Source organism: Trinickia sp. (assembly GCF_051954495.1).
Taxonomy (GTDB): Bacteria; Pseudomonadota; Gammaproteobacteria; order Burkholderiales; family Burkholderiaceae; genus Trinickia.
In genome coordinates this window covers 25789-48188 of the sequence record NZ_JBQCHR010000076.1, presented here as the reverse complement: position 1 = coordinate 48188, position 22400 = coordinate 25789, and the positions used below count along the sequence as shown (strand labels likewise).

The window sequence follows — 22400 nt, the reverse complement described above, 5'->3', positions numbered from 1 at the left end:
TCGCTGCGCAGCAAGGTCATGCCGATTCTGTCGAATTCGATGGTGACCCGCGTGCTCACCGACGAGGAAATTCAAGCCTGCAACTTTCGCACGACCCAGGTTTTGACCGACACACGCACGCTGCGCTTCTACTATCGCTTTCTGCCCGACAGGCGCCTTCAGATGGGCAGCCGCAGCGCGATCACGGGGCATGACGCGCCGAATCCGCGCCACCTGGATCTGCTCAAGCAAGGCTTGGCGCGCAAGTTTCCGGCGCTGCGCGACGTGGACATCGACTACTCCTGGTGGGGCTGGGTGGACGTCAGTCACGACATGATGCCGCGCGTATGCCAGCCCGACCCGCGCCAGGCCGTCTTTTACGCGCTCGGCTACGGAGGCAACGGCGTGTCGTACTCGCAGCAGGCCGGGCGCAGGCTGGCCGAGCGTATCGCGGGCAAGGGCGCGCACCAGACGCTGCCGATCTTCACGAGCCCGTTGCCGGGTCATCTGTTCGCGCCGTTCCGCAGAATCGGGCAGCGCATGCTGTACGCGCAATACTTCAGGCGCGACGAAAGGCCTTGAGCCGCGCGCGCGTTCCCGCGCGCGCATTCATCTCCGCATGCCCGGTGCGCTAGCGCCCGGGCATCGCACCAACGGTTACTCAGCGATACGGCAATTCACGCGGCGCCGCGCAGACGGCGTCCGATCACTAAGATATGGAGAAGGCATGCAACCCTCGATGGATCAAAGCAAGTTGAAATGCGGGCTCAAGCAGCGCCACATGACGATGATCGCGCTTGGCGGCGTCATTGGCGCGGGGCTATTCGTCGGCAGCGGTGTCGTCATCCAGCAGACCGGTCCCGCGGCGATCCTCTCGTTCTTGATCACGGGCGCGCTCGTCGTGCTGGTGATGCGGATGCTCGGCGAAATGGCGTGCGCCATGCCGGCGGTCGGGTCGTTCTACGAATATGCGCGGCTCGCGTTTTCGAATTGGCGCGGCCCGGGCCGATTGGCGGGATTTTTGACGGGCTGGATGTACTGGTACTTCTGGGTGATCGTGGTGGCGCTCGAAGCGGTGGCCGGGGCGAAGCTGGTGCAGTTCTGGTTACCCGATACACCCGCTTGGATCATTAGCCTCGTGCTGTTGATCGTTCTCACCGCCACGAACCTGATTTCCGTCGGCAGCTATGGGGAATTCGAATTCTGGTTTTCCTCGATCAAGGTCGGCGCGATCATCGTGTTTCTCTTTCTGGGCGGTCTTTATGTGCTCGGCCTGTGGCCCGCGTCCATGCACACGACGGCCGTGCTGCCCACGCTGCTCGGCCATGGCGGGTTCATGCCGCTCGGCATCGGGCCGGTGTTGAGCGGGGCGGTGGCGGCTACGGGCTTTTACTTCGGCGCGGAAATCGTCACGATCGCGGCAGCCGAAGCTCGCGAGCCGGCGAAGGCCGTCGCGAAGGCCACCAATTCGGTCATCACGCGCGTACTCGTGTTCTACGTGGGTTCCGTGACGCTCGTCGTGGCGCTCGTGCCATGGAATTCGCCGGCCATGGCCACGCCCTACGTGAGCGCGTTGCAGGTGATGGGCTTGCCGGCTGCGGCGCACGTGATGAACGCCATCGTGCTGACGGCCGTCCTCTCGGCGCTGAACTCGGGCCTTTATGCCGCATCGCGCATGCTGTTCGCGCTGACGCGCAACGGCGACGCGCCGGCATCGCTCGCCAAGGTCAACCGGCGCGGCGTGCCGGTGCGCGCGATCTTGCTCGGCACGCTCTTTGGCTATGTCTCGGTGGTCATGTCGTATGTGTCGCCCGACACCGTCTTCGCCTTTCTCGTCGATTCGTACGGCACCGTGGCGATCTTCGTCTACGTGCTGATTGCGTTTTCGCAGCTCAAATTGCGCAGCCGCCTGGAACGCGAGGCGGCCGACGGCTTGCGCGTCAAGATGTGGTGCTTTCCCTATCTGACTTGGCTGTCGATTGCCGGCATGGTCGGCATTCTCGTCGCGATGGCGTTCATCCCCGAACAGCGTAAGCCGCTATGGCTCGGCGTCGCGAGCTTGGGCCTGCTGTTTGCCGCCTACTTGCTGTTCGTGCGCCGCCGGCGCGCGCGCTATGTCGACGAACACGAACTGGCTTCGTATCCGCCGCGATAACTATCGCTTGGGCCGATAGTTTCGATCATCGAATACGACTTTTTGTCGGCGCGGGCTGCGCCTAGCATAGACGTACCACATGGGCAGGCGCCTGGCTCGTCGCGGGCCGGGCGCCGCTCCCGCGAATGAGGAAGCACATGGATCATCAGCCGCGCACGCAGAACGAAAAACTCGAAGTCAAGACGACTACCTGCTACATGTGCGCTTGCCGGTGCGGCATTCGCGTTCATCTGCGCGATGGCGAAGTGCGCTATATCGACGGCAATCCCGATCATCCGCTGAACCAGGGCGTCATTTGCGCCAAAGGCTCATCGGGCATCATGAAGCAGTATTCGCCTGCCCGGCTGACGCGGCCGCTGTTGCGCAAGGCGGGGGCGGAGCGCGGCGAGGCGCGATTCGAGCCGATATCGTGGGACGTCGCCTTCGATATGCTCGAAAAGCGTCTCGCGCATTTGCGGGCGACCGATCCCAAACGGTTTGCGCTTTTCACGGGCCGCGATCAGATGCAGGCGTTGACGGGTTTGTTCGCGAAGCAATTCGGCACCCCGAACTATGCTGCCCACGGCGGGTTTTGCTCGGCGAACATGGCGGCCGGGATGATCTACACGATCGGCGGATCGTTCTGGGAATTCGGCGGTCCCGATCTCGACAATGCGCGGCTGTTCTTCATGATCGGCACGGCCGAGGACCATCACTCCAATCCACTGAAAGTCGCGTTGTCGAAATTCAAGCGCGCCGGTGGGCGCTTCATCGCGATCAACCCCGTGCGCACCGGCTACGCGGCGATCGCCGACGAGTGGATTCCCATTCGTCCCGGCACGGACGGTGCGTTGTTCATGGCGCTGATCCGCGAATTGATCGAGCATGATGCCTACGATCGAGCGTTCGTCGAGCGTTTCACGAATGCCGGCGAACTCGTCGACTTGCGCGAGGAGAGCGATACGTTCGGGTTGTTCGTCCGCGATGCCGATCTACCCGAAGTCAACGCGTTGTATCCGCAAAACCATCTGTGGTGGGACACCCGCTCGAATCGCGCGGTGCCCCACCACGCGCCGGGCGCGCAGCCTGCGCTGGACGGCCGCTACGTGCTGGAAGACGGGACGCGCGTCGCTCCTTCGTTTACGCTGCTGCGCGAGCAAGTCGCCCATTGCACCCCGCAATGGGCGGAGGCGATCACCGGCATCGCGGCCGAGACGATCGCACGCCTCGCGCGCGAGATGGCGACCGTCGCCCGCGAGCAGCGCCTCGTGTTGCCGGTTGAGTGGACGGATTCGTGGGGACAAACGCACGATACGGTCGAAGGCGCACCGGTCGCGTTTCATGCGATGCGTGGGCTCGCCGCGCATTCGAACGGGTTTCAGACGGTACGCGCGCTGGCCGTGCTGATGTCGCTGCTCGGCACGATCGATCGGCCAGGCGGTTTTCGCCACAAGGCGCCGTATCCACGCGCGGCGCCGCCTTCGGCCAAGCCGCCTAACGACCCCGCTTCGATCAAACCGAACACGCCGCTTGCCACGGGCCCGCTCGGCTGGCCCGCGCAGCCGGCCGATCTCTTCGTCCACGAGGACGGCTCCCCCGCCCGCATCGACAAGGCGTTCTCGTGGGAGTATCCGCTCGCCGTGCACGGGCTCATGCATTCGGTCATCACGAACGCTTGGCGAGGCGATCCTTATCCGATCGACACGCTGCTGATCTTCATGGCGAACATGGCATGGAATTCGTCGATGAACCCAGGTCAAGTGCGCGAGATGCTCGTCGACAAGCGGGAAGACGGCGAATACAAGATTCCGTTCCTCGTGGTGTGCGACGCATTCGAATCGGAGATGACCGCCTTCGCCGATTTGATTCTGCCCGACACGACGTACCTCGAGCGCCACGACGTCATGTCGGTGCTCGATCGCCCGATCTCCGAATTCGATGGTCCGGTCGATTCCGTGCGCGTGCCCGTGGTGCCGCCGACAGGCGAATGCAAGCCGTTTCAAGAAGTGCTGATCGAGCTGGCGAGCCGGCTCAAGTTTCCGGCTTTCACGACGGCGGATGGCCAACGCAAATTCCGCGACTATCCGGATTTCGTGATCAATTTCCAGACCGCGCCCGCGTCGGGAACGGGGTTCTTGATCGGCTGGCGAGGCACGGATGGCACAAAGGCCGTCGTCGGCGAGCCGAATCCGAAGCAATGGGAGCAGTACGCGAAGAACAACTGCGTGTATCACCACAGGCTGCCCGAATCGCTGCAGTACATGCGCAATTGCAACGGCGACTACATGCAATGGGCCGTCGATAACGGCATGCGCAAATACGGCGTGCCGATCGTCATCCAGTTGTATTCCGAAGCGATGCAGACGTTTCGGCTGGCCGCGCAAGGCAAGACGAAAGGGCGGCAGCCGCCTGATCACCTGCGCGCGCGCATCGCACGATACTTCGATCCGTTGCCGTTCTGGTATCCGCCGCTGGAGCGCGACGTAACCGACCTCGATCGCTATCCGCTCGCGGCGATCACGCAGCGCCCCATGGCGATGTATCACTCGTGGGATTCGCAGAACGCGTGGCTGCGGCAAATCCATGGCGAGAACCATCTCTTCGTGAATCCGGCCACGGCATCGAGCGAAGGAATCGAAGACGGCGGCTGGATCTACGTCGAATCGCCTTGGGGCAAGGTGCGCTGCCGCGCGCGCTACAGCGAGGCGGTCGAGCCCGGCACCGTCTGGACCTGGAACGCCATCGGCAAGGCGGCTGGGGCGTGGAATCTCGATCCGGCGGCGGGCGAATCGCAGCGGGGCTTTCTGCTCAATCACGTGATCACCGACGAGTTGCCCAGCGATATGCGGGCGGGCGAGCGCATGTCCAATTCCGATCCCATCACGGGCCAGGCCGGCTGGTACGACGTGCGCGTGCGCATCTATCGGGCCGAGGCCGACGCAGCCACGACCTTGCCGCAATTCGCCCCGATGCAGCCGTTGCCCGGTACGACCTCGGTCTTGCAGCGCGTGCAGGCGTATTTCGCGGGCAAGGGGGAATTCGCGGCGCGGCTCGCCCGGGCGGCGCAGGCCGGCGGTTCGCGGCAGGCTTCGGATACGTCGGATCAATAGGAGAGGTAAGACTATGACTCAAATGGCGCTCGTCATCGACTTGAACGTCTGCGTGGGTTGCCATGCCTGCGTCACGAGCTGCAAGGAGTGGAACACGTCCGGGGAGGCCGGCAGCCTAACGGATGTCCGCCCGTACGACGACGATCCGTCCGGCACGTTCTTCAACCGGGTGCAGACGTACGAGGCCGGCGTGTTCCCGATGACCGACACGATCCACTTTCCGAAGTCGTGCCTGCATTGCGAGGATCCGCCCTGTGTGCCGGTATGCCCCACCGGCGCGAGCTATAAGCGCAAGTCGGACGGCATCGTGCTCGTCGACTACGACAAGTGCATCGGCTGCAAGTACTGCGCGTGGGCCTGCCCCTATGGTGCGCGCGAGCTCGACGAAGGCCGCAAGGAAATGACCAAGTGCACGCTGTGCGCCGATCGCATCGATAACGAAGCGCTGCCCGAGCGCGATCGCAAGCCGGCCTGCGTGCTCGCATGCCCGACTTCCGCGCGGATCTTCGGCGACATTCACGATCCGCAGTCCGACGTATCGCGGGCGATCCGCGAGCGCGGCGGCTATCCGCTCATGCCGGAATGGGACACGAAGCCTTCCAATCATTATTTGCCGCGCGTGAAGACCGAATCGTCATGCGGGTGCGGCAAGACGGCAGGGTGCGGCAGCGCCGAAGCATCGACGGACGCGTCGTTCGAAGCGCGATTCGAACGTGGCGAGATCGATCTTGCGGCCCTAGCCGCGCAGCGCTGAACGCCACGCACGCGCACCACGCGACGACATTGCCAACGATAACGACGGAGTCTGCCCATGCGGCCCGCTTTCTCGGTCATCTTTCTCACGACGCTTTGCGGGGCGGCGCAGGGCTTAATGCTCGCGCTCGTCGCCACGGAAGCCATTGCGCGCGCGATGCGCGTCGACGTCCCGCCCGCGTTTTACATCACCGGTGCGGCGCTCGCGGTGGTGCTCGGCGCGCTTGGGCTATTCGCCTCGTTCTTTCATCTCGGGCACCCCGAGCGTGCTTGGCGGGCAATCGCGATGTGGCGCACGTCCTGGCTTTCGCGCGAATGTATCGCGTTGCCGGTGTTTCTGGTCTTTACCGCGGCCTACGGCGCGGCGCACTGGGCCGGTGGTGGCGGCACGCTCGTGATCGGCGCGCTCGGCGCGGCGGCGAGTATCGGATTGTTCGTCTGCACGGCGATGATCTACGCGTGCTTGCGCTTCTTGCAGGAATGGGCGAGCCCGTTCACGTTCGTCAACTTCGCGCTGCTCGGCTGCGCATCGGGCTGCACGCTCGCGACGGCGTGCGCGGCGTGGCTGGCGCCGTCGCTCGTCGGCGCGCTGGCGCCGTGCGCGTGCGTGTTGACGCTAGCGGGCTGCGCGACGCGTCTCGCTTCCTTGGCGCGCAACGCCAGGCTCGAGCCGAAGTCGACCGTGCAGAGCGCGACGGGCATTCGCCAGGCCAAGGTCGAGCAAAAGTCGCGCGGCTTCACGGCAAGCGCGTTCAATACGCGCGAGTTCTTCCACGGACAAAGCGGCGAGACGCTGCGGGTGGTCAAGGTTGGGTTCATCGTCGCCGCGTTCGCGGTGCCGTTCGTGCTGACCGGGGCGGGCGCGTTGGCGCCAAGGTCGGTTGCGGCGGCACTGGCGTTGTGCGCGGCGTTCGTCATCCAGTACGCGGGCCTTTTGGCGGAACGCTGGTTCTTCTTCGCGGACGCTCGCCATCCGCAGAACATCTACTATCAGCGCGCATCCTGACCGCGTCCGTCAACCGACGTTGTGCTGCGCGTGGACGCATTGGGCGAGCGCGCGCACGCCGGGCTCGATCTTCTCGGCCGCGATGGCCGAGAAGCCCATGCGGAAATGACGGCGGGCGTCTTCATCGTCGTTCATGAAGAAGACGTTGCCGGGTTCGATCAAGACGCCGACCGCTTGTGCGTCGGCGGCGAGGCGCTCGGCGTCGAGCCATGCGGGGCCCTCCACCCAGCATGACGCGCCGCCCGTCACCGGCACATAGCGCGCCTCGGGCAGATGCGTATCGAGCGCCGCCATGAGCGCCTGCGAGCGCTCGCGATAGGCATGCGCGAGGCGCCGCAGCAACGCATCGTGGTGGCCTAGGGCAAGAAACGTCGCGAACGCGCGTTGCACATAGCCCACCGGATGGCGCACCATCAAGCGCCGCAGCGCCCGCAGTTCGCGGATCAGCTCGCGTGGAGCGACGACATAGCCCAGGCGCAGACCCGGAGCGAACGTCTTCGATAAGCTGCCGACGTAGATCACGCGGTCGGCCGTATCGAGACTCTTGAGCGCTGGGTGCGGCGTGCCCGAAAACGTGTTTTCGCTTTCGTAGTCGTCCTCGACGATGACGAAGTCGTGCGCTTGCGCCTGCTCGAGCAGCGCGCGGCGGCGCTCGATCGGCATCGTCGCCGTGGTGGGACACTGATGGCTCGGCGTCACGTACAGGTAGTCGCAGCGTGCAAGCGAATCGCCGAGCGCCTCGGGGGCGATGCCCTGGGGATCGACGGGCAGCGGCAGCAGCCTCGCGTTTCGATTTTCAAAGATGTTGCGCGCATCCGGATACCCCGGATTCTCGAAGCCGACGGTCGTCTGTTCGTCGCACAGGAGATCGGCGATCAAATACAGCGCCTGCTGGCAGCCGTTGGTGATGATGATTTCTTCGGGCGCCGCGAATACGCCTCGGCGAGGGAGCACCCGCGTGCGAATCTGCTGAATCAGCGATTCGTCGTCGCGCTCGATGAGATCGGGCGCCCAATTGCGGATCTCCATGATCGACAGCGCCTTCATGCAGCACTCGCGCCAATCGTTGGTTGGGAAGAGCGTTTGGTCGAATTGGCCGTAGATGAAGGGAAATTCGTAGAGCTGCCAATTGGCCGGCTTCACGATGTTGCGCTGCTGCGAAGGCGGGTGAGCGATGCGCCGCCGCCATTGAGGGCGCAGAGCGGCGTCGTGCTCGCTATCCACCGGCGCCGAAACGCCGGTGGATGCGCGCGACCCATGCGCGCCGGGCAGGGCGCGCAGCATATCCGGATTCACGAAGTGTCCGCTGCGTTCGCGCGAGAGCAGATAGCCTTCTTCGACGAGCATCTGGTAGGCGAGCACGACCGTATTGCGCGCGACACCTAGCTGTTCGGAGAGTTCGCGGCTGGAAGGCAGCGCGACTTCGGGCGGCAACTGCCCGTCGAGTATCGCGGCCACGAGCATCTGTCGTATCTGATCTTGCAGGCTCGTCTTGGCTCCCGACGACCGCCGGAACTGCTGCACCCACAGGGCGGTCGGGGTACGGCTCGGCATGCTGGCTCCTGTCGTTGATCGAAATCGCCGAAACGCGCGCATGAGTGCGATCGCGCGGGTCTGCCCACGGCTATGGCGAAATCATACTGAATCAGCCGCGCATCGGCGATCGGGAGAAACATCGCTGGCGCCGTGTTGGAAAATACGGATCGCAGGAGCGGGTCGCCGGAAACCACGCTTCATTCAGAGCAGCGCGTTTCGTATCAGCGCGTAATGTGCTGCAGCACGTAATGCAGCGCCTGCAGTAGGGCGCTCTGCATTTCGGTGGGCCGCAATCGATAGGCGAGCAGCACCGGGCTGCTCAAGAGCATGATGAGTAGATATTTCACTTTGGTCTCCTCACGAACGGGGTGACGTGAGGTATCGGTATGAACGCGCATTGAGCAGAAGTCGTGCCATCGGCGTAAGACGTCCGCGCGGTGTGGCGCCGCACGGCGCTGGGGGTACGCCATGGCCCGAATCGACGCGAAGGACGTTTCGGGTTCGATACGCAGAGCGGGTTACGATGCGCGGGCGGCACGAATAGGAGCCCGCCGCATGGCCGGGCCGGTGCGATCGTGTATTGAAATACGCTAGGGAAAAGGCGCTGCGCGATCGGCCGACCGCGTCCGCGGGTAAGCCGCACGGACGTATTGCCGTGCAAAAGCGTCACACCCGTGAAACGTCGGCGCCGAGCGAGGTTAAGTCTGACGAAATGACGAAGCTAGCCACGCAGTGTCGAGCCCGCTGCCGGCGGGGCGTACGAGTGTCGATAAAATGCGCGGAAGACACCTGGAGGAGCCATGGGAAACGAAGAGCAGGGGGCGATCTATCGGGACGTCGTGCGTGCGGAGTGGGTCGACTACAACGGACATTTGCGCGACGCGTTCTACATGCTGGTCTTCAGCTTCGCCACGGATGCCTTGCTCGACGCGATCGGCCTCGACGACGAGCAACGCAGATCGCGGCATCGCTCCGTTTATACGCTCGAGGCCCACGTCAACTATCTCCACGAGATCAAGGAAGGCGTGGCGATCGAAGTAATCGTGCGTGTTCTAGCGCACGATACGAAACGAATGCATCTCTATCTGGAGATGCATGCCGATGGACACACCGGCCCCGTGGCGGCAAGCGAACAAATGATGCTTCATGTCGACACGAACGGCGCGAGCGGCCCGCGGGCAGCCCCGTTCGACCCCGACGTGATCGACTGCGTGCGCAAACACGCGGCGGCCAGCGCGATGCTGCCGCCTCCAAGCTATACGGGACGCGTGATCGGATTGCGCCGCGAGCGTTCTCAAGTACTGGGAAGTTGATGCATGTTCGCGAACATGCACTCCCAGATGGGCTCACCGGCACGAGTTGGGCCTTTTCCAGTTGCTCGATGAGAGCGCGAACCCTACGATGCTCATAATGAATACCGATCACTTTACCTCCGTCGCCAAGCAGTACGTCCAGTCCCGTCCCACCTACCCGCCGGAACTGTTCGCCTGGCTTGCCCAGACATGCACGGGCCACGATTTGGCCTGGGACGTGGGCGCCGGCAATGGGCAGGCGTCCGTCGCCTTGGCGGCCCACTTCGCGAAGGTCTTCGCCACTGATCTCAGTGAAGCGCAAATCGCGCAAGCGGCGCCGCACGAACGAATCGAGTACCGCGTCGCGCCCGCCGACCGCAGCGGCTTGCCCGATGCGAGCGCCGATCTCGTGACCGTCGCCCAAGCGTTGCATTGGTTCGATTTTGATCCCTTCTACGCGGAGGTTCGGCGCGTGCTGAAGCCGGGCGGGTTGTTCGCTGCCTGGACTTACGGCGTACTGCACGTCGAAGGACAAGCCGTGGAGGAGCGGGTGAGCCATTTCTACCACGACGTCGTGGGCGCCTATTGGCCGGCTGAACGCCGGCATGTCGAGAATGCCTACGCGGATCTGCCGTTTCCGTTCGATGCGGTGCAAAGCCCGGCATTCGCTATCAGGCTGTCGTGGACCCTCGACGATCTGCTCGGCTACTGTCGAAGCTGGTCGGCCACGGCGCGCTGCCAAGCCGCGACGGGCGCGGATCCGGTCGCCGCGTTGGACACGGAACTTGCGGCCGTCTGGGGCGAGCGCACGCGGCGACGCGAAGTGGTCTGGCCGATCTCCGTGCGGGCGGGTTTTCGGTAGGGCGCTCGTTTGGAGGGGCGCCTTCAGTCGCCGCAAGGCGTCTTATAGGAAAGCCAAACGCGGGACGTTACCGGGAATAGCCGGCCCGCTTAGGCGCGCGCTTTCGCTCCACCCGCAACTGGTACTGCACGGCATCGCCCTTGAGGTACAGGTACTCGAAATCGATTGGCTTGCCATCCTTGTCGTGCGTCAGCCGTTGCACGCACAGCACCGGCACGTCGCGCTTGATCGAGAGCGCACGCGTGACCGGCGCACGCGCGGCGATCGCGCTAATGCTTAAATCGGCGCTGCCTAGCGCGACGCCGCAGTCATTTTCCAAAATCAGAAAAATGTCGCGAGCGGCGAGGTCGGCGCGCGCGAGCTTCTTGCCGAGCGATTCCGGCAAAAACGTGATTTCGTAGGAGGTAGGTGCGCGGTTGAGCAGGCGCACACGATGAATCTCCGCCACGTTCGCGCCTTTTTCCACGCCGAGCCGCGCGGCCACCTCCGCGTTCGCGGGAACGAATGCGAACGACACGACGCGATTGACGATCTCGTTGCCGTCGCCTGCCATGGCCTCCGCAAAGCCCTGCAACGACGTGATGTTCTGCACGGCCTTCGGCTGGGAGACGAACGAGCCCTTCCCGTGCACCTTGAAAATCAGCCCTTCCTTCTGCAGATCGCCGAGGGCTTGCCGGATCGTGATGCGGCTGACCTCGAACATCGCCTGAAGCTCGCTCTCCGAAGGCATGCGACAGTGCGGCGGGTACTTGCCGTCGAGGATCGCACCGCGCAAGGTTTCCTTGATCTGCTGATAAAGCGGAAGCGGCGAAGCGGATTCGAATGTGGGCGAAAGGGTCTGCATGGTCGACGAGCGAACGGGAAGAGGGGGTCAATCGTGCAGCTGGAAAGACCGAAGATTATACCGCCGCGCGTGCGTTGAATCGGTCCAAGATACACCTCGGACCATCCTCGCGCGCTCGTATTGCCGGCGCCCGGAAGCGACGCTCGGGGGCTCGCACCGCCGTGTAGCGGCAAAGCACCAGAACGCACGCGTCGCCGCACCGCATTGGCGCTGCTTCTCCTCGAATGCCTCTTCCAGTGGGCGCGATCTCGAATGGCACGGTAGTTGCCTATCGTTGCGACGTTATAGCTTGTTATGACGAGTTGCTGTCGCTCGAACCGTACCGCGACCATTCCGGATGGAGGACTCATTGGACGCTCCCGCATTGATCGTCACCGCCGCCGTTGCCTTTGCATCGACCAATGTCGACGGCTATGCGCTGCTTCTCGGATTTTTCAGCGACAAGCGGTATCGCGCGGGGGAGGTCGCGGCGGGGCAATTCCTCAGTGTGGCGATCCAATTGGCGATATCGGCGGCGATCGTCCTCTTCGGCAAAGTGACCGAGGCGCCGTTTCTGGGACTTGCCGGCATGGTTCCGCTGCTGGCGGGACTGACTCGGATGGTCGACCGGCGCGAGCGGGGCGGTCCGCACCTGAATAGCGGCGCGCCAGCCGCATGGCAAGCACGGGGACGCGTTCTTCGCGCGGCGACCGTGACCGTCGTCGCGACTTCAGGCGCGGTCGACAACATCCTCGTCTATTCAAGTCTGCTAGTGGGCCGCACGACGGCGGCGGTCATCGCGGTGGCCTGCACGTTTGCGCTGCTGACAGTCTTGCTGTGTCTGTGTGCGTACGCGACGGCGAGCTCGCGCTCGGTGCTGAAGGCGTTGCACGTCGCGGCGGGCCGCGTCGCACCGTTCATGGCCACGGCTATCGGCCTGTCGCTGCTCATTCGCTTCGGCACCTTGCGATGGATCGTATCGCTCGCCTGAGCCTCGGGCCAAGCGTGCACCAAGCCGGATCGAATCGTGCACCGCGCACCGCAGCCAAGTTCGGCGATGAGGCGCAAGGCGCAACGAAAAGCGCTTGAAACAGGGGTTTTGCAGTGGAAAGGCGGTTGGCACAGGTCTTGCCTTATATCGACCAACTTGTAATGACGAGTTATATCCACCGACATGCGCACAGCCGATCCGATTTTGCCTCTGCCAAGCTCGACACCCGCGGGCGAAGCGTCTGCCGCGCTCGGTGGCCCCAGCCCGCTGTATCTGCAGATCGCCGATATCTTGCGCAACCGCATCCTGCAGCACGCATACCGGCCGAACGAGCAGATGCCTTCCGAGAGCGAGTTGATGTCCGCGTTCGACGTGAGCCGCATCACGGTCCGTCAAGCGCTCGGCAATCTGCAAAGCGAAGGACTCATCTTCCGCATTCACGGTAAGGGAACGTACGTCTCGCGTCCGCGCGCGTTTCAGGATCTGGGCAGCCTGCAAGGATTCGGAACCGCGATGCGAGAGAAGGGCTACGAGACCCACTCGAAGGTGCTGTCGGTACGGACGATCGTGCCGCCCAAGCACGTGCGCGAACGTATCGAGAGCGGCGAGCACGTGACGGAGCTGAAGCGACTGCGTTACCTCAATCGCGCGCCGATCTCGCTCGATGTGTCGTACTTGCCTTCCGCGATCGGTCTTCGTGTCGCGCGTGCCGACTTGGCGAATCGCGACGTGTTCGCCGTGCTCGAGAACGATTGCCAAATCGCGCTTGGTCATGCCGATCTGCGCATGTGCGCGATGCTCGCCTCGGACGAACTGAGCGAAACGTTGGGCGTGGAGGAGCGGGCGCCGATTCTCTTCATCGAGCGCGTGATTCATACGAGTACCGGCCAGCCGCTCGAATACGAAGAGCTGTACTACCGAGGAGACGCCTTCCAGTTCAAGGTCCGCGTCGAGAGACAGACGGCCGAGGCCGAACGTTGAGATTCCAAGCTGGATCACATGTGGGCGCCGGTTCGGCGTCCGGGTTGTCACCGTCTGACATGAGCGTGGCAACGAGCCGTTTCATGTCAGTCAATCTTAGGGTTACGTCATGCGAATCAGAGCTTTGCTAGGCCGTGGGCTGTGCTGCGCTTCACTCGTCGCAATGGGCTCCGTGGCGGTGTTCGGCAACACCGCGCGCGCCGAGACGATCGATATCGGAATCGGCACGCAGGATACGACGACCAACACCGTGACGGGCGGCGTCATCATCAAGCAGTTGCACCTGCTCGACAAGTATCTCCCGCACACGGGCAAGTACAAGGATGTCACGTACAACGTCACGTGGCAAAACGCAACGTCCGGTCCGCCCATCACGAACGGCATGATCGCCGGGAAGCTGCAGATCGGGATGATGGGCGATTATCCGCTGCTAGTGAACGGCGCGACCGGGCATGCGACGAACAACGATACGGAACTCGTCGCGGTCATTGCCTACAACGCTCAGGGGGGCGGAAACGGCGTCGTCGTGCCGAAGGATTCACCGTATTACGACCTTCAAGACCTGAAGGGCAAGCGAGTATCGGTGCCGTTCGGTTCCGCCGCGCACGGGATGCTGCTCGCCGCGTTGCAAAAGCGCCATTTGCCGAGCGACTACTTCGCACTCGTCAATCAATCGCCGGAAGTGGGCAGCACGAGCATTCAGGAAAAGCGCATCGATGCACATGCGGATTTCGTTCCCTTCGCCGAGTTGCTGCCCTATCGCGGCTACGCGCGAAAGATCTTCGATGGGGTGGAGACGGGGCAGCCCACGTTTCACGGCGTCGTGGTCCGCAAGGACTTCGGTCAGAAGTACCCCGAGATCGTGACAGCCTACATCCGAGCGCTGATGGATGCGGACGACTGGGTGCGCGCCGATCCCGAGCGGGCCGCCGAGCAAATCGAATCCTGGACCAAGATCGACAAGGAAGTGGCGTATGTCTTCCTGGGGCCGGGCGGCATCGATACGCTGGACCCGACCATCAAGCCGCGCTGGATCGCCGCGCTCAAGACCGATTACGCGGTGCTCAAATCGCTCGACATGGTCAAGCCTCTGGACATCGACAAGTGGGTCGACGACTCCTTCGTGCGAGCGGCTTTCAAGCAAGCCGGACGCGACTACGACGCACAGCTTGCCAGTCTTTCCAACTATCAAGCGCACGGCGAGGACCCGGTCTGCGACACGAGTGTCAGCGACCCCTCCCAGGCGGGGCAGATATGGCTGGCCGGAGCCGACATCGTTTCGTTCAGTTCCGCGGCTTGCACGCTCGAGGGCGTGAACCGATACCGCGCACAAGGCAAGAAGGTCGATGCCGTCTATTTGACGGATAAGGCGCTCGGTCTCAAGGTTTTCGCAAACGATGCCTTCTACACGCTCGGCAGCGCCGCTGACGGCAAGCCGGACGTCGAGCCCTTTTTGCTCAAGCGCGACGCTCAAGCCAGTGCGGGCAAAAGCGGAGCGAAGGTCGTGAACTACACGCAAGCATTGAGCGCCGTCGGCAACGGAGGTAAGTGAAATGGAAAGGTCTCTCGACATGGACGTCGATCGTGGTGCAACGGTGCTGCCTAAGCCTCCTGCCAAGAGTGCGCGAGCGAGCGCGCTCGAGCGAACGGCTTCGCTTGAATGGGTCCGCACGTTCGGCGTCAGAATCGCGTTCGCCGTGGTTTCCATCGGTGTGCCTCTTGCGGTCTGGTATCTGGGCACACGCTATCGGGTTCAGTTCTACATACGCTTCGAAAACGTGCCGACCCCGCTCGAAGTGTTTCGCGCGGCGGTTCATGTCGCCGCGTCCAACACGTTCGCGACGAACATCGTGAGCAGTCTGAAGCGCATCTTTCTCGGGTTCTTCATCGCACTCGTTTCCGGTGTCGCGCTCGGGCTGTTGATCGGCCGATATCGACTCGTGCGTCAACTTCTGATGCCCGCGATCGAAGTGATGCGGCCCATTCCGGCCATCGCTTGGGTGCCGCTGTCGATCATGCTTTGGCCCACGACCGAATCGTCCATCGTGTTCATCACCTTCGTCGGCGCGTTTTATCCGATCTTGCTCAACACAGTGGACGGTGTCGAATCGCTCGACGGCGTACTGCTGCGTGCCGGACGCTGTCTAGGCGCGAGCGAGGCGCAGCTTTTCAGGCACGTGATTCTGCCGGGCGTCTTGCCGAATGTCTTCACCGGGCTGGCGGTCGGCATGGGCGTCGCCTGGGTCTCGCTGATTGCGGCGGAGATGATTTCCGGGCAATACGGCGTCGGCTATTACACCTGGGAAGCATATTCGCTCGTCAACTATCCGGCGATCGTCCTCGGCATGATCACGATCGGTGCGCTCGGGCTGTTGTGCAGCGGCGGGATTCGTCTGGTGGGGCAGCTGGCGATGCCGTGGCTTGCTTATGTGAACGGAGCGCGCAAATGACCCAAGTCAGCAAAGGACGCATCGACTGCCGCAACATCGGCGTCGTATTCGGTTCGGGAGCGGCGCAAACCGAAGCGGTAAAAGACGTCTCGATCACCGTCGAGCCGCACGAGTTCGTTTCTTTGATCGGCCCATCCGGTTGCGGGAAATCGTCGCTGCTGAGCATCGTCGCGGGTTTCACGAAACCGGCGCGCGGCGCGGCCACGTTGGATGGCGTGCCCATCCGAAAGCCCGGCGCCGAGCGCGGCGTCGTGTTTCAGCAGTATTCGCTGTTCCCCTGGCTGCGCGTGCGGGAGAACGTCGAATTCGGTTTGAAGATGGCCGGCGTCTCGCGCTCCAAGCGAGAAGGTACCGCGCGCACGCTGCTGGGCCTCGCCGGCCTGCTCGCCTTCGAGAACCACTATCCGGACCAGCTATCGGGCGGCATGAAGCAGCGGATCGGGATCGTGCGAGCGCTCGCGGCGAACCCGCGCGTGCTGTTGATGGACGAGCCTTTCGGCGCGCTCGATACGCAAACCCGCACGGTGATGCAAGAGATTTTGACCAATATGTGGCAGCGCTTTCGCTTGTCGGTGCTGTTCATCACGCACGACATCGAGGAAGCCGTGTTCCTTTCGGATCGCATCTACGTCATGACGGCGCGGCCGGGACGCATCAAGGCGGAGATACGGGTTCCGCTGCCGCGTCCGCGTACGGCCGAGATGATCGAAACACCCGAGTTCACCGCGCTGGTCCACCGGCTGAAGACGCTCATCCGTGAAGAGTCGCTGGCGGCCATGGGCTCCGAATTGGACGCCGGCGGCGTGGCGGGGTTCAGCATGGAGATGGGGCCAAACGGAGTCGAAGAGATTCTTTGACTTTATACGAACATCCCTACCCGAGAGCGGGGGATATCGCTCTCGACACGATGGAGTTTTGCAATGAGCAAGAAACCGAACATCCTGTTCTTTCACGTCGATAACCTGGGAATGGGTGAGCTCGGCTGCTATGGCGGCGGCAAACTGCGCGGCGCGGACACCAAGCGCATCGACGCGTTCTGCAAGGAGGGCACCAAGCTCACGCACTACGTGGTCGAACCGCAGTGCACGCCGACCCGCTCGGCATTGATGACGGGCCGCTATCCGATCCGTTCCGGCAATCACACGATCGCGCTCGGCGGCAATGGCGGCGGCCTCGTGACCTGGGAGATCACGATCGCGGAATTGCTGGCCAAGGGCGGCTATAAGTCGTCGTGTCTCGGGAAGTGGCATATCGGCGCGGAAGACGGCCGCTTTCCGACCGACCACGGCTTCGACGAATGGTATGGTCCGCTGCGCACCTACGACGAATGCATGTGGCTGGAAGATCCGCATTACGTGCCTGAGCGCGACGGCTATTCGCATATGCACGAGGGGTTCAAAGGCAAGGGAACGAGGCCGCTGCTCGACGAGCAGCTCACGATGGAAACGAAGAAGACGTGCGACCTCGAGTATCAAAAGCGCGGCATCGACTTCATGCAGCGCTGCGTCAAGAACGACGAGCCGTTCTTCCTCTATTTCAATCACTCGCTGATGCATTTCCCCATGTCGCCGCGCGACGAGTTCGTGGGCAAGAGCACCAATGGCGATTGGGGCGATTGTCTGCTGATGCTCGATCACGACTTCGGCGTACTGCTGGACGAACTCGACCGGCTCGGGGTGGCGGACGATACGATCGTCATTCTCTGCGGCGACAACGGCGCGGAAGATCATCTGGCGGGGCGCGGCACGGGCGGCTTCTTCGACGGCTCGTATTTCAGTTCGGCTGAAGGCGGCATTCGCACGCCGCTGCTGGCCCGTTGGCCCGGCCGTATTCCGGCGGGCGTGGAAAGCAACGAGATGGTGCACGTGACCGATCTGTTCACGACGCTGCTCAAATTCGCCGGCAGCGATACGCCGAAGGACCGGCTCATCGACGGCAAGGATCAGACGGCTTTCTTCCTCGGCGAGCAAGCTACCTCGAACCGCGAGTCGTGCATGGTGTGGCTCAAGGACGAACTGCATGCCGTGAAATGGAAGGATTTCAAGATCAATTTCAAGCGGCAGCAGCATTTCCACGATCCGGAGCTGCCGCTCGGCTTTGCGCGCATCACGCATTTGCAGGAGGACCCGAAGGAGCGCGAGGCCGTCAATCAGCGCTACGTGCGGTGGTGGGTCATGCAGCACGCACATCGCGTGGTGCGCGAGTTCGAAGACAGCGTGAAGCAGGAGGCGCTGATCCCGCCGGGCTCGGAGCTCGATTTCGTGCCGAAATCGGTCTTTAACGCTTAAGCGCCATGGCCGCGCCGATGACGGACGCACGACCCGCGAAACGTGCATGCTGCTGCGCAAGCTCCGAAAGGGAGGCGCCAGCGCCATCGATGAGCCCCGCCCGCACCGAATCCATGGTGCGAATCTTGGGCGGCGAATTCACGATGGGTTCCGATGCGTTCTATCGCGAGGAGCGTCCGGCGCGGCGCGTCACAGCGCCCGATTTCTGGATCGACGTCCATCCGGTTACGAACGCGCAATTCGCCGCGTTCGTCGATGCCACGGGCTACGTCACGCTGGCGGAGCGGCAACCGGACCCGGCGCTGTACCCGGATGCCGATCCCGCGCTTTTGTGCCCGGGGTCGCTCGTATTTAGCCAGCCACCTGCGCGCGTGGGCCTGGGCGACTATCGGCAATGGTGGGCGTATGTGCCGGGGGCGTGCTGGCGGCATCCGCAAGGGCCGCACAGCACGCTGCATGGTCTGGAACAGCACCCCGTCGTTCATGTGACGTTCGAAGATGCGAGCGCCTATGCGTCGTGGGCGGGCAAGTCGCTGCCCACCGAAGTCGAATGGGAATATGCGGCGCGCGGCGGGCTCGACGGCGCTGCGTATCCCTGGGGAGACGAATTCGCACCGGAGGGGCGCCTGATGGCCAATACATGGCAAGGGCAATTCCCCTGGCAAAACACGGCGCTCGATGGCTACGAGCGCACGTCGCCCGTCGGCTCGTTTCCGGCCAATGGCTATGGGCTATACGACGTGGCGGGCAATGTGTGGGAATGGACCGCCACGCGATACGGCAGCGCGCCCGGGATCGAGGAGGCGAAGTCGTGCTGCATTCCGGCGTCGGGCGTCGGCATACAGGACGTGCGCCATGTCGTGAAGGGCGGCTCGCACCTGTGTGCGCCGAGCTATTGCCTGCGGTATCGGCCTGCCGCGCGCCAGGGGCAGACGCTCGACACCTCGACGAGTCATATCGGCTTCAGATGCGTAGTGCGGGCGTGAAACGGGCGGCACGACGCTGTTGTGCCGCATGAAGACGCCCGATCAACGAAACCAGACGACAATCTCCATGAAAAATCCTGGCAGTACGATCGCCATGACGCGCGCGAGCGCGCGCGAAGCATGGCCCACGACGCGCGCCGAATGGCTGCGCGAAATCCTTGCGGGTGTCGTCACGACGCTCGCGCTGATTCCCGAAGTCATCTCGTTCTCTTTCATCTCCGGTGTGGAGCCGCGTTCGGCGCTGTTCGCATCGGTGGTCCTGCTATTGGTCATGTCGCTGTTCGGCGGGCGGCCGGCGATGGTCACGGCGGCGGCCGGTTCCGTCGCGCTGGTCGTCGGGCCGATGGTCCGCGTTCACGGCGCCGGATACATCCTGCCCGCCGTATTGCTAGGGAGCTTGATCCAAGCGGCGTTCGGCGTTCTGGGCCTTGCGCGCATCGTGCGCTTCATTCCGCGCTCGGTAATGCTCGGTTTCGTCAACGCGCTCGGTATCCTTATTTTTTGCGCCCAGATACCGCATGTCGTCGATAAACCGCTCGCGGCCTACGCGCTGTTCGCGATCGCGCTCGCCATCGTGTTGATCGCTCCGCGCTTTCAGCGCGTCGTGCCTTCTCCGCTGATTGCGATCGTCGTCGCCACCTCGCTCGGCGTCGCTTTGCATTTGAACGTGCCGACCGTTGGGGAGGGGCGCCCCATGCCGGCGGATTTGCCGGGCTTGACCGCGTGGACCGTCCCGCTCGATCTGAGCACGCTCGGCATCGTCTGGCAGACGGCGGTCAGCATTGCGTTCGTGGGCCTGCTCGAAACGCTGCTCACCGCCAAGCTCGTCGACGACATGACGGCGACGGGTTCGGATAAAACGCGCGAATCGTGGGCCCTGGGATTGGCCAATCTGTGCGCCGGACTATTCGGCGGAATCGGCGGGTGCGCGATGATCGGCCAAACCGTGGTAAACGTCGGTATCGGAGGCGGGCGCACGCGCGTATCGACGATGGCGGCTGCCCTTACGTTGCTGTTGCTCATGACCGGCCTGAGTGCGGTGATGGCGCGCATCCCGATGGCGGCGCTCGCGGCGGTGATGATGGTGGTCGCGGTGAAGACCGTCGATTGGCACGGCCTGCGGCTCTCGACGCTCAAGCGCATGCCGCTCATGGAAACGTCGGTCATGCTGGTGTCGGTGGCGTTGACCGTCTACACGCGAAATCTCGCGCTGGGCGTGGTCGCCGGCGTGCTGTTGGCGATGGCGCTGTTCACGCGCCGGGCCGCGCATGGAATGCGGACCACGCGCACGGTATCGGCCGATGGCCAAACCGCATGCTACGAGGTGCGCGGCGCACTATTTTTCGGCAGCAGCAACGATTTGATGGACCGGTTCGAGTGCGCGAACGACCCGCGCGCGGTGGTCGTCGATCTGTCCGGCGCGCAGATTTGCGACGCATCGACAGTCGCCGTGCTCGATTCGATCGAAGCGAAGTATCGGCAGCAAGGCGCCAGCGTTCGGTTCGTCGGTCTCGACGAGCGAAGCCGTGCGTTTCATGCCCGGCTCAGCGGGAATCTCAATGTCAATTGACGCTGCGGTGCGAGGCGAAGTGGACGACTTCCCCTCGCTGATTTCGATGTCGGCCGCGCGATAGCGTTAGAAGATGTCGGGCAACAGATGGTGCAGGAACGAGTCGGCGTTGGGCGGCGTCGGCGAAAGGAAACTCGTATCGCCGCTATCGCTGGAGTACAGAACCGCCAATTGCTTCGGATCGGCTTTGGAAGGGCCCGCTTGGTCGGCGCTGTCCGCCGCCCGGAGCCCTAGCACGTCCACCGTGTCATCGGGGTTCGAACTGGGCTTGGCCGGCATCACGACCTCGGCGGTGAGCGCGTGTTTCGTCAGGCTGCGCGCGTCGGGGGCGATATCGACTGTGATCGGCAACGTTTTCCCGTCGCCGGGTTGCAGCGTCACGAGTTGATTGTGATACTCGTCGAACCCTCGGGGCAAATGGGCCAGGTTTTCCGACGTAAGATTGCCGTCGTTGACGAGATTGCCCTCGGAGTCATAGTGGAAGGTCGACGACACGGGCTTGCCCGTCGCGGGGTCGATGTCGGGCTTGCCTGTGCTCGGATCGAATTGCGTCACCGACACCGTATTGTTCAAGTGGTCGAGATTGACTTGCCCGACGATCTGATTCTTATTGTTGGTGATCGTGGCGGTGGCCGTCTCTTCGCCGCCGTCCGTGCCCCACACGACATGAGCATTGCCGACGGTCAAACTGCCGTCCGGCCCGACCGCGCCCGGACCCGAGTTCGGCGTCGGCAAGGGCCGATCCGACAAGGGAGACAATTCTGGCGGCAGGGCGAATGCATGACCTGCATGGAAGACCGGCGTCACGGACGACATGTGAGTTCTCCTGTACGGCTCGTAAGTTGAACGACGACACGGCCCCTGGCGCAGTCCGCAAGACGACCCAGCTGGGTGCGCATCGAACACGGTGAACCGATCGATCCGCGGAAAGTATCGGCGAGAGCCCGCGCGCCTGTAGTCCTGTTTTCCGTAGTCGTTTTTCGATGATTCGGCGAATGGGCGGCTTGGACTGCGCGTAGCCGCAGTTGCCCTGTGAGAGATCGTAGGAGCACGGCCATGGCCGCGCTTAACTCGCCGGGCCGGATTTCAGACGCGCGTCGAGCAAGCGGGCGAGGGCGAGGCCGCCTTCGCGCATGATCGAATCGTGATTCCAGCGAAATACCCATCGAGCGGGTGGAAGACGAGCGAGTGCGCGCATCCAAGGGGCGGCGGTATCGACGTTCCAGTCATAACGCACCACGGTGCGCTCTCCGTCCGGGGTAAAGTGCCAGCAACCCACGCCCTCCAGCGCGCCGCTGGCCTCGCCCTCGAGCGCAACGAGCGGGACGATGCGCGTGACGCGCACGTCGATGACCACGCGGTAAGGCAGCACGCCCTTCCACGTGTAGCGATGAACGGCCCCTAGACCGTCGGCGCGGCCCGCTTGCAATTCGTGGACGGCTTGGACATTCGCCCACCATGTCGGCCACTGCGTCGCATCGTGGATCGCGTCCCATACCGGTTGCACCGGCGCATCGATGCACCACATAGTGGTCAAGCGAAAATCGGCCATCGCGTTCTTTCTCCTTTGCCCTGACACGCATGCTCGATGGGAGGAAGTGGCCCGCACATTGCATGGTACGGCGCAGCGGGCCAAAAT

Annotated in this window: 20 protein-coding genes; 15 read left to right on the top strand and 5 right to left on the bottom strand. The window is 63.4% G+C overall.

Annotation, left to right across the window (positions count from 1 at the left end; all coding sequences use genetic code 11):
• The 5 genes from ACTHNR_RS10685 to ACTHNR_RS10665 form a co-directional block, all read left to right on the top strand.
• A partial coding sequence (locus ACTHNR_RS10685; protein WP_440547576.1) for an NAD(P)/FAD-dependent oxidoreductase occupies window positions 1–561 on the top strand: 561 nt, incomplete at its 5' end.
• Between the two features lie 145 nt (window positions 562–706).
• Complete coding sequence (locus ACTHNR_RS10680) at window positions 707–2134, top strand: amino acid permease (protein ID WP_440547575.1); 1428 nt, start codon at window positions 707–709, stop codon at window positions 2132–2134.
• Between the two features lie 137 nt (window positions 2135–2271).
• Window positions 2272–5223 (top strand): molybdopterin-dependent oxidoreductase, encoded by a 2952-nt coding sequence (locus ACTHNR_RS10675; RefSeq protein WP_440547574.1) that lies wholly within the window; start codon window positions 2272–2274, stop codon window positions 5221–5223.
• 13 nt (window positions 5224–5236) lie between these two features.
• On the top strand, window positions 5237–5977 hold the full coding sequence (locus ACTHNR_RS10670) for a 4Fe-4S dicluster domain-containing protein (protein ID WP_440547573.1): 741 nt from the start codon (window positions 5237–5239) through the stop codon (window positions 5975–5977).
• A 57-nt stretch (window positions 5978–6034) separates the two neighbouring features.
• The gene (locus ACTHNR_RS10665) at window positions 6035–6982 is read left to right on the top strand and encodes a dimethyl sulfoxide reductase anchor subunit family protein (protein ID WP_440547572.1); all 948 of its coding nucleotides are present in this window, start codon (window positions 6035–6037) and stop codon (window positions 6980–6982) included.
• 9 nt (window positions 6983–6991) lie between these two features.
• Here ACTHNR_RS10665 and pdxR read toward each other — a convergent pair whose 3' ends face one another.
• Together pdxR and ACTHNR_RS10655 are read right to left on the bottom strand one after the other, a co-directional pair.
• On the bottom strand, window positions 6992–8536 hold the full coding sequence (pdxR, locus tag ACTHNR_RS10660) for a MocR-like pyridoxine biosynthesis transcription factor PdxR (protein ID WP_440547570.1): 1545 nt from the start codon (window positions 8534–8536) through the stop codon (window positions 6992–6994).
• Between the two features lie 203 nt (window positions 8537–8739).
• Window positions 8740–8865, bottom strand: coding sequence for a hypothetical protein (locus ACTHNR_RS10655; protein ID WP_440547569.1), 126 nt, complete (start codon window positions 8863–8865; stop codon window positions 8740–8742).
• Window positions 8866–9318: 453 nt separating this feature from the next.
• On the opposite strand from ACTHNR_RS10655, the gene ACTHNR_RS10650 reads away from it, so the two are divergent.
• Together ACTHNR_RS10650 and ACTHNR_RS10645 are read left to right on the top strand one after the other, a co-directional pair.
• Entirely contained in the window at window positions 9319–9831 is a 513-nt protein-coding gene (locus tag ACTHNR_RS10650) for a thioesterase family protein (protein ID WP_440547568.1), read from the top strand.
• 97 nt (window positions 9832–9928) lie between these two features.
• A complete protein-coding gene (locus ACTHNR_RS10645) occupies window positions 9929–10672 on the top strand; it encodes a class I SAM-dependent methyltransferase (RefSeq protein ID WP_440547567.1) in 744 nt (247 codons plus the stop codon).
• Between the two features lie 67 nt (window positions 10673–10739).
• Here ACTHNR_RS10645 and ACTHNR_RS10640 read toward each other — a convergent pair whose 3' ends face one another.
• Window positions 10740–11516 (bottom strand): GntR family transcriptional regulator, encoded by a 777-nt coding sequence (locus tag ACTHNR_RS10640; protein ID WP_440547565.1) that lies wholly within the window; start codon window positions 11514–11516, stop codon window positions 10740–10742.
• 349 nt (window positions 11517–11865) lie between these two features.
• On the opposite strand from ACTHNR_RS10640, the gene ACTHNR_RS10635 reads away from it, so the two are divergent.
• The 8 genes from ACTHNR_RS10635 to ACTHNR_RS10600 all read left to right on the top strand — a co-directional run bounded on the left by ACTHNR_RS10635 (window position 11866) and on the right by ACTHNR_RS10600 (window position 20761).
• Window positions 11866–12486, top strand: coding sequence for a cadmium resistance transporter (locus tag ACTHNR_RS10635; RefSeq protein WP_440547564.1), 621 nt, complete (start codon window positions 11866–11868; stop codon window positions 12484–12486).
• 183 nt (window positions 12487–12669) lie between these two features.
• Window positions 12670–13467, top strand: coding sequence for a GntR family transcriptional regulator (locus tag ACTHNR_RS10630; protein ID WP_440547563.1), 798 nt, complete (start codon window positions 12670–12672; stop codon window positions 13465–13467).
• Between the two features lie 109 nt (window positions 13468–13576).
• Window positions 13577–15019, top strand: coding sequence for an ABC transporter substrate-binding protein (locus ACTHNR_RS10625; RefSeq protein WP_440547562.1), 1443 nt, complete (start codon window positions 13577–13579; stop codon window positions 15017–15019).
• Window position 15020: 1 nt separating this feature from the next.
• A complete protein-coding gene (locus ACTHNR_RS10620; protein WP_440547561.1) occupies window positions 15021–15917 on the top strand; it encodes an ABC transporter permease in 897 nt (298 codons plus the stop codon).
• Window positions 15914–16774, top strand: a complete 861-nt coding sequence (locus ACTHNR_RS10615; RefSeq protein WP_440547560.1) for an ABC transporter ATP-binding protein — start codon at window positions 15914–15916, stop codon at window positions 16772–16774. Before ACTHNR_RS10620 ends, ACTHNR_RS10615 begins: the two co-directional genes overlap by 4 nt.
• Window positions 16775–16837: 63 nt before the next feature.
• Window positions 16838–18205 (top strand): arylsulfatase, encoded by a 1368-nt coding sequence (locus ACTHNR_RS10610; RefSeq protein ID WP_440547559.1) that lies wholly within the window; start codon window positions 16838–16840, stop codon window positions 18203–18205.
• Between the two features lie 113 nt (window positions 18206–18318).
• Window positions 18319–19191, top strand: coding sequence for a formylglycine-generating enzyme family protein (locus tag ACTHNR_RS10605; RefSeq protein WP_440547558.1), 873 nt, complete (start codon window positions 18319–18321; stop codon window positions 19189–19191).
• Window positions 19192–19258: 67 nt separating this feature from the next.
• Window positions 19259–20761 (top strand): SulP family inorganic anion transporter, encoded by a 1503-nt coding sequence (locus tag ACTHNR_RS10600; RefSeq protein WP_440547557.1) that lies wholly within the window; start codon window positions 19259–19261, stop codon window positions 20759–20761.
• Window positions 20762–20827: 66 nt separating this feature from the next.
• Here the strand turns inward: ACTHNR_RS10600 and ACTHNR_RS10595 are convergent, their stop codons facing one another.
• Window positions 20828–21577 carry a hypothetical protein gene (locus ACTHNR_RS10595; protein ID WP_440547556.1) on the bottom strand — a complete coding sequence of 250 codons (750 nt, stop codon included), beginning with the start codon at window positions 21575–21577 and terminating at the stop codon, window positions 20828–20830.
• 250 nt (window positions 21578–21827) lie between these two features.
• Window positions 21828–22313, bottom strand: a complete 486-nt coding sequence (locus ACTHNR_RS10590; RefSeq protein ID WP_440547555.1) for an SRPBCC family protein — start codon at window positions 22311–22313, stop codon at window positions 21828–21830.
• Between the last annotated feature and the right edge of the window lie 87 nt (window positions 22314–22400).

Excerpts from the sequence above, each read along its gene's own strand:
- ACTHNR_RS10675 (WP_440547574.1), top strand. The coding sequence starts at position 2,272 with ATGGATCATCAGCCGCGCACGCAGAACGAAAAACTCGAAGTCAAGACG.
- ACTHNR_RS10640 (WP_440547565.1), bottom strand. The coding sequence starts at position 11,516 with ATGCAGACCCTTTCGCCCACATTCGAATCCGCTTCGCCGCTTCCGCTT.
- ACTHNR_RS10605 (WP_440547558.1), top strand. The coding sequence starts at position 18,319 with ATGGTGCGAATCTTGGGCGGCGAATTCACGATGGGTTCCGATGCGTTC.
- pdxR (WP_440547570.1), bottom strand. The coding sequence starts at position 8,536 with ATGCCGAGCCGTACCCCGACCGCCCTGTGGGTGCAGCAGTTCCGGCGG.
- ACTHNR_RS10620 (WP_440547561.1), top strand. The coding sequence starts at position 15,021 with ATGGAAAGGTCTCTCGACATGGACGTCGATCGTGGTGCAACGGTGCTG.
- ACTHNR_RS10600 (WP_440547557.1), top strand. The coding sequence starts at position 19,259 with ATGAAAAATCCTGGCAGTACGATCGCCATGACGCGCGCGAGCGCGCGC.
- ACTHNR_RS10625 (WP_440547562.1), top strand. The coding sequence starts at position 13,577 with ATGCGAATCAGAGCTTTGCTAGGCCGTGGGCTGTGCTGCGCTTCACTC.
- ACTHNR_RS10595 (WP_440547556.1), bottom strand. The coding sequence starts at position 21,577 with ATGTCGTCCGTGACGCCGGTCTTCCATGCAGGTCATGCATTCGCCCTG.
- ACTHNR_RS10665 (WP_440547572.1), top strand. The coding sequence starts at position 6,035 with ATGCGGCCCGCTTTCTCGGTCATCTTTCTCACGACGCTTTGCGGGGCG.
- ACTHNR_RS10610 (WP_440547559.1), top strand. The coding sequence starts at position 16,838 with ATGAGCAAGAAACCGAACATCCTGTTCTTTCACGTCGATAACCTGGGA.
- ACTHNR_RS10645 (WP_440547567.1), top strand. The coding sequence starts at position 9,929 with ATGAATACCGATCACTTTACCTCCGTCGCCAAGCAGTACGTCCAGTCC.
- ACTHNR_RS10630 (WP_440547563.1), top strand. The coding sequence starts at position 12,670 with ATGCGCACAGCCGATCCGATTTTGCCTCTGCCAAGCTCGACACCCGCG.
- ACTHNR_RS10680 (WP_440547575.1), top strand. The coding sequence starts at position 707 with ATGCAACCCTCGATGGATCAAAGCAAGTTGAAATGCGGGCTCAAGCAG.
- ACTHNR_RS10670 (WP_440547573.1), top strand. The coding sequence starts at position 5,237 with ATGACTCAAATGGCGCTCGTCATCGACTTGAACGTCTGCGTGGGTTGC.
- ACTHNR_RS10590 (WP_440547555.1), bottom strand. The coding sequence starts at position 22,313 with ATGGCCGATTTTCGCTTGACCACTATGTGGTGCATCGATGCGCCGGTG.
- ACTHNR_RS10650 (WP_440547568.1), top strand. The coding sequence starts at position 9,319 with ATGGGAAACGAAGAGCAGGGGGCGATCTATCGGGACGTCGTGCGTGCG.
- ACTHNR_RS10615 (WP_440547560.1), top strand. The coding sequence starts at position 15,914 with ATGACCCAAGTCAGCAAAGGACGCATCGACTGCCGCAACATCGGCGTC.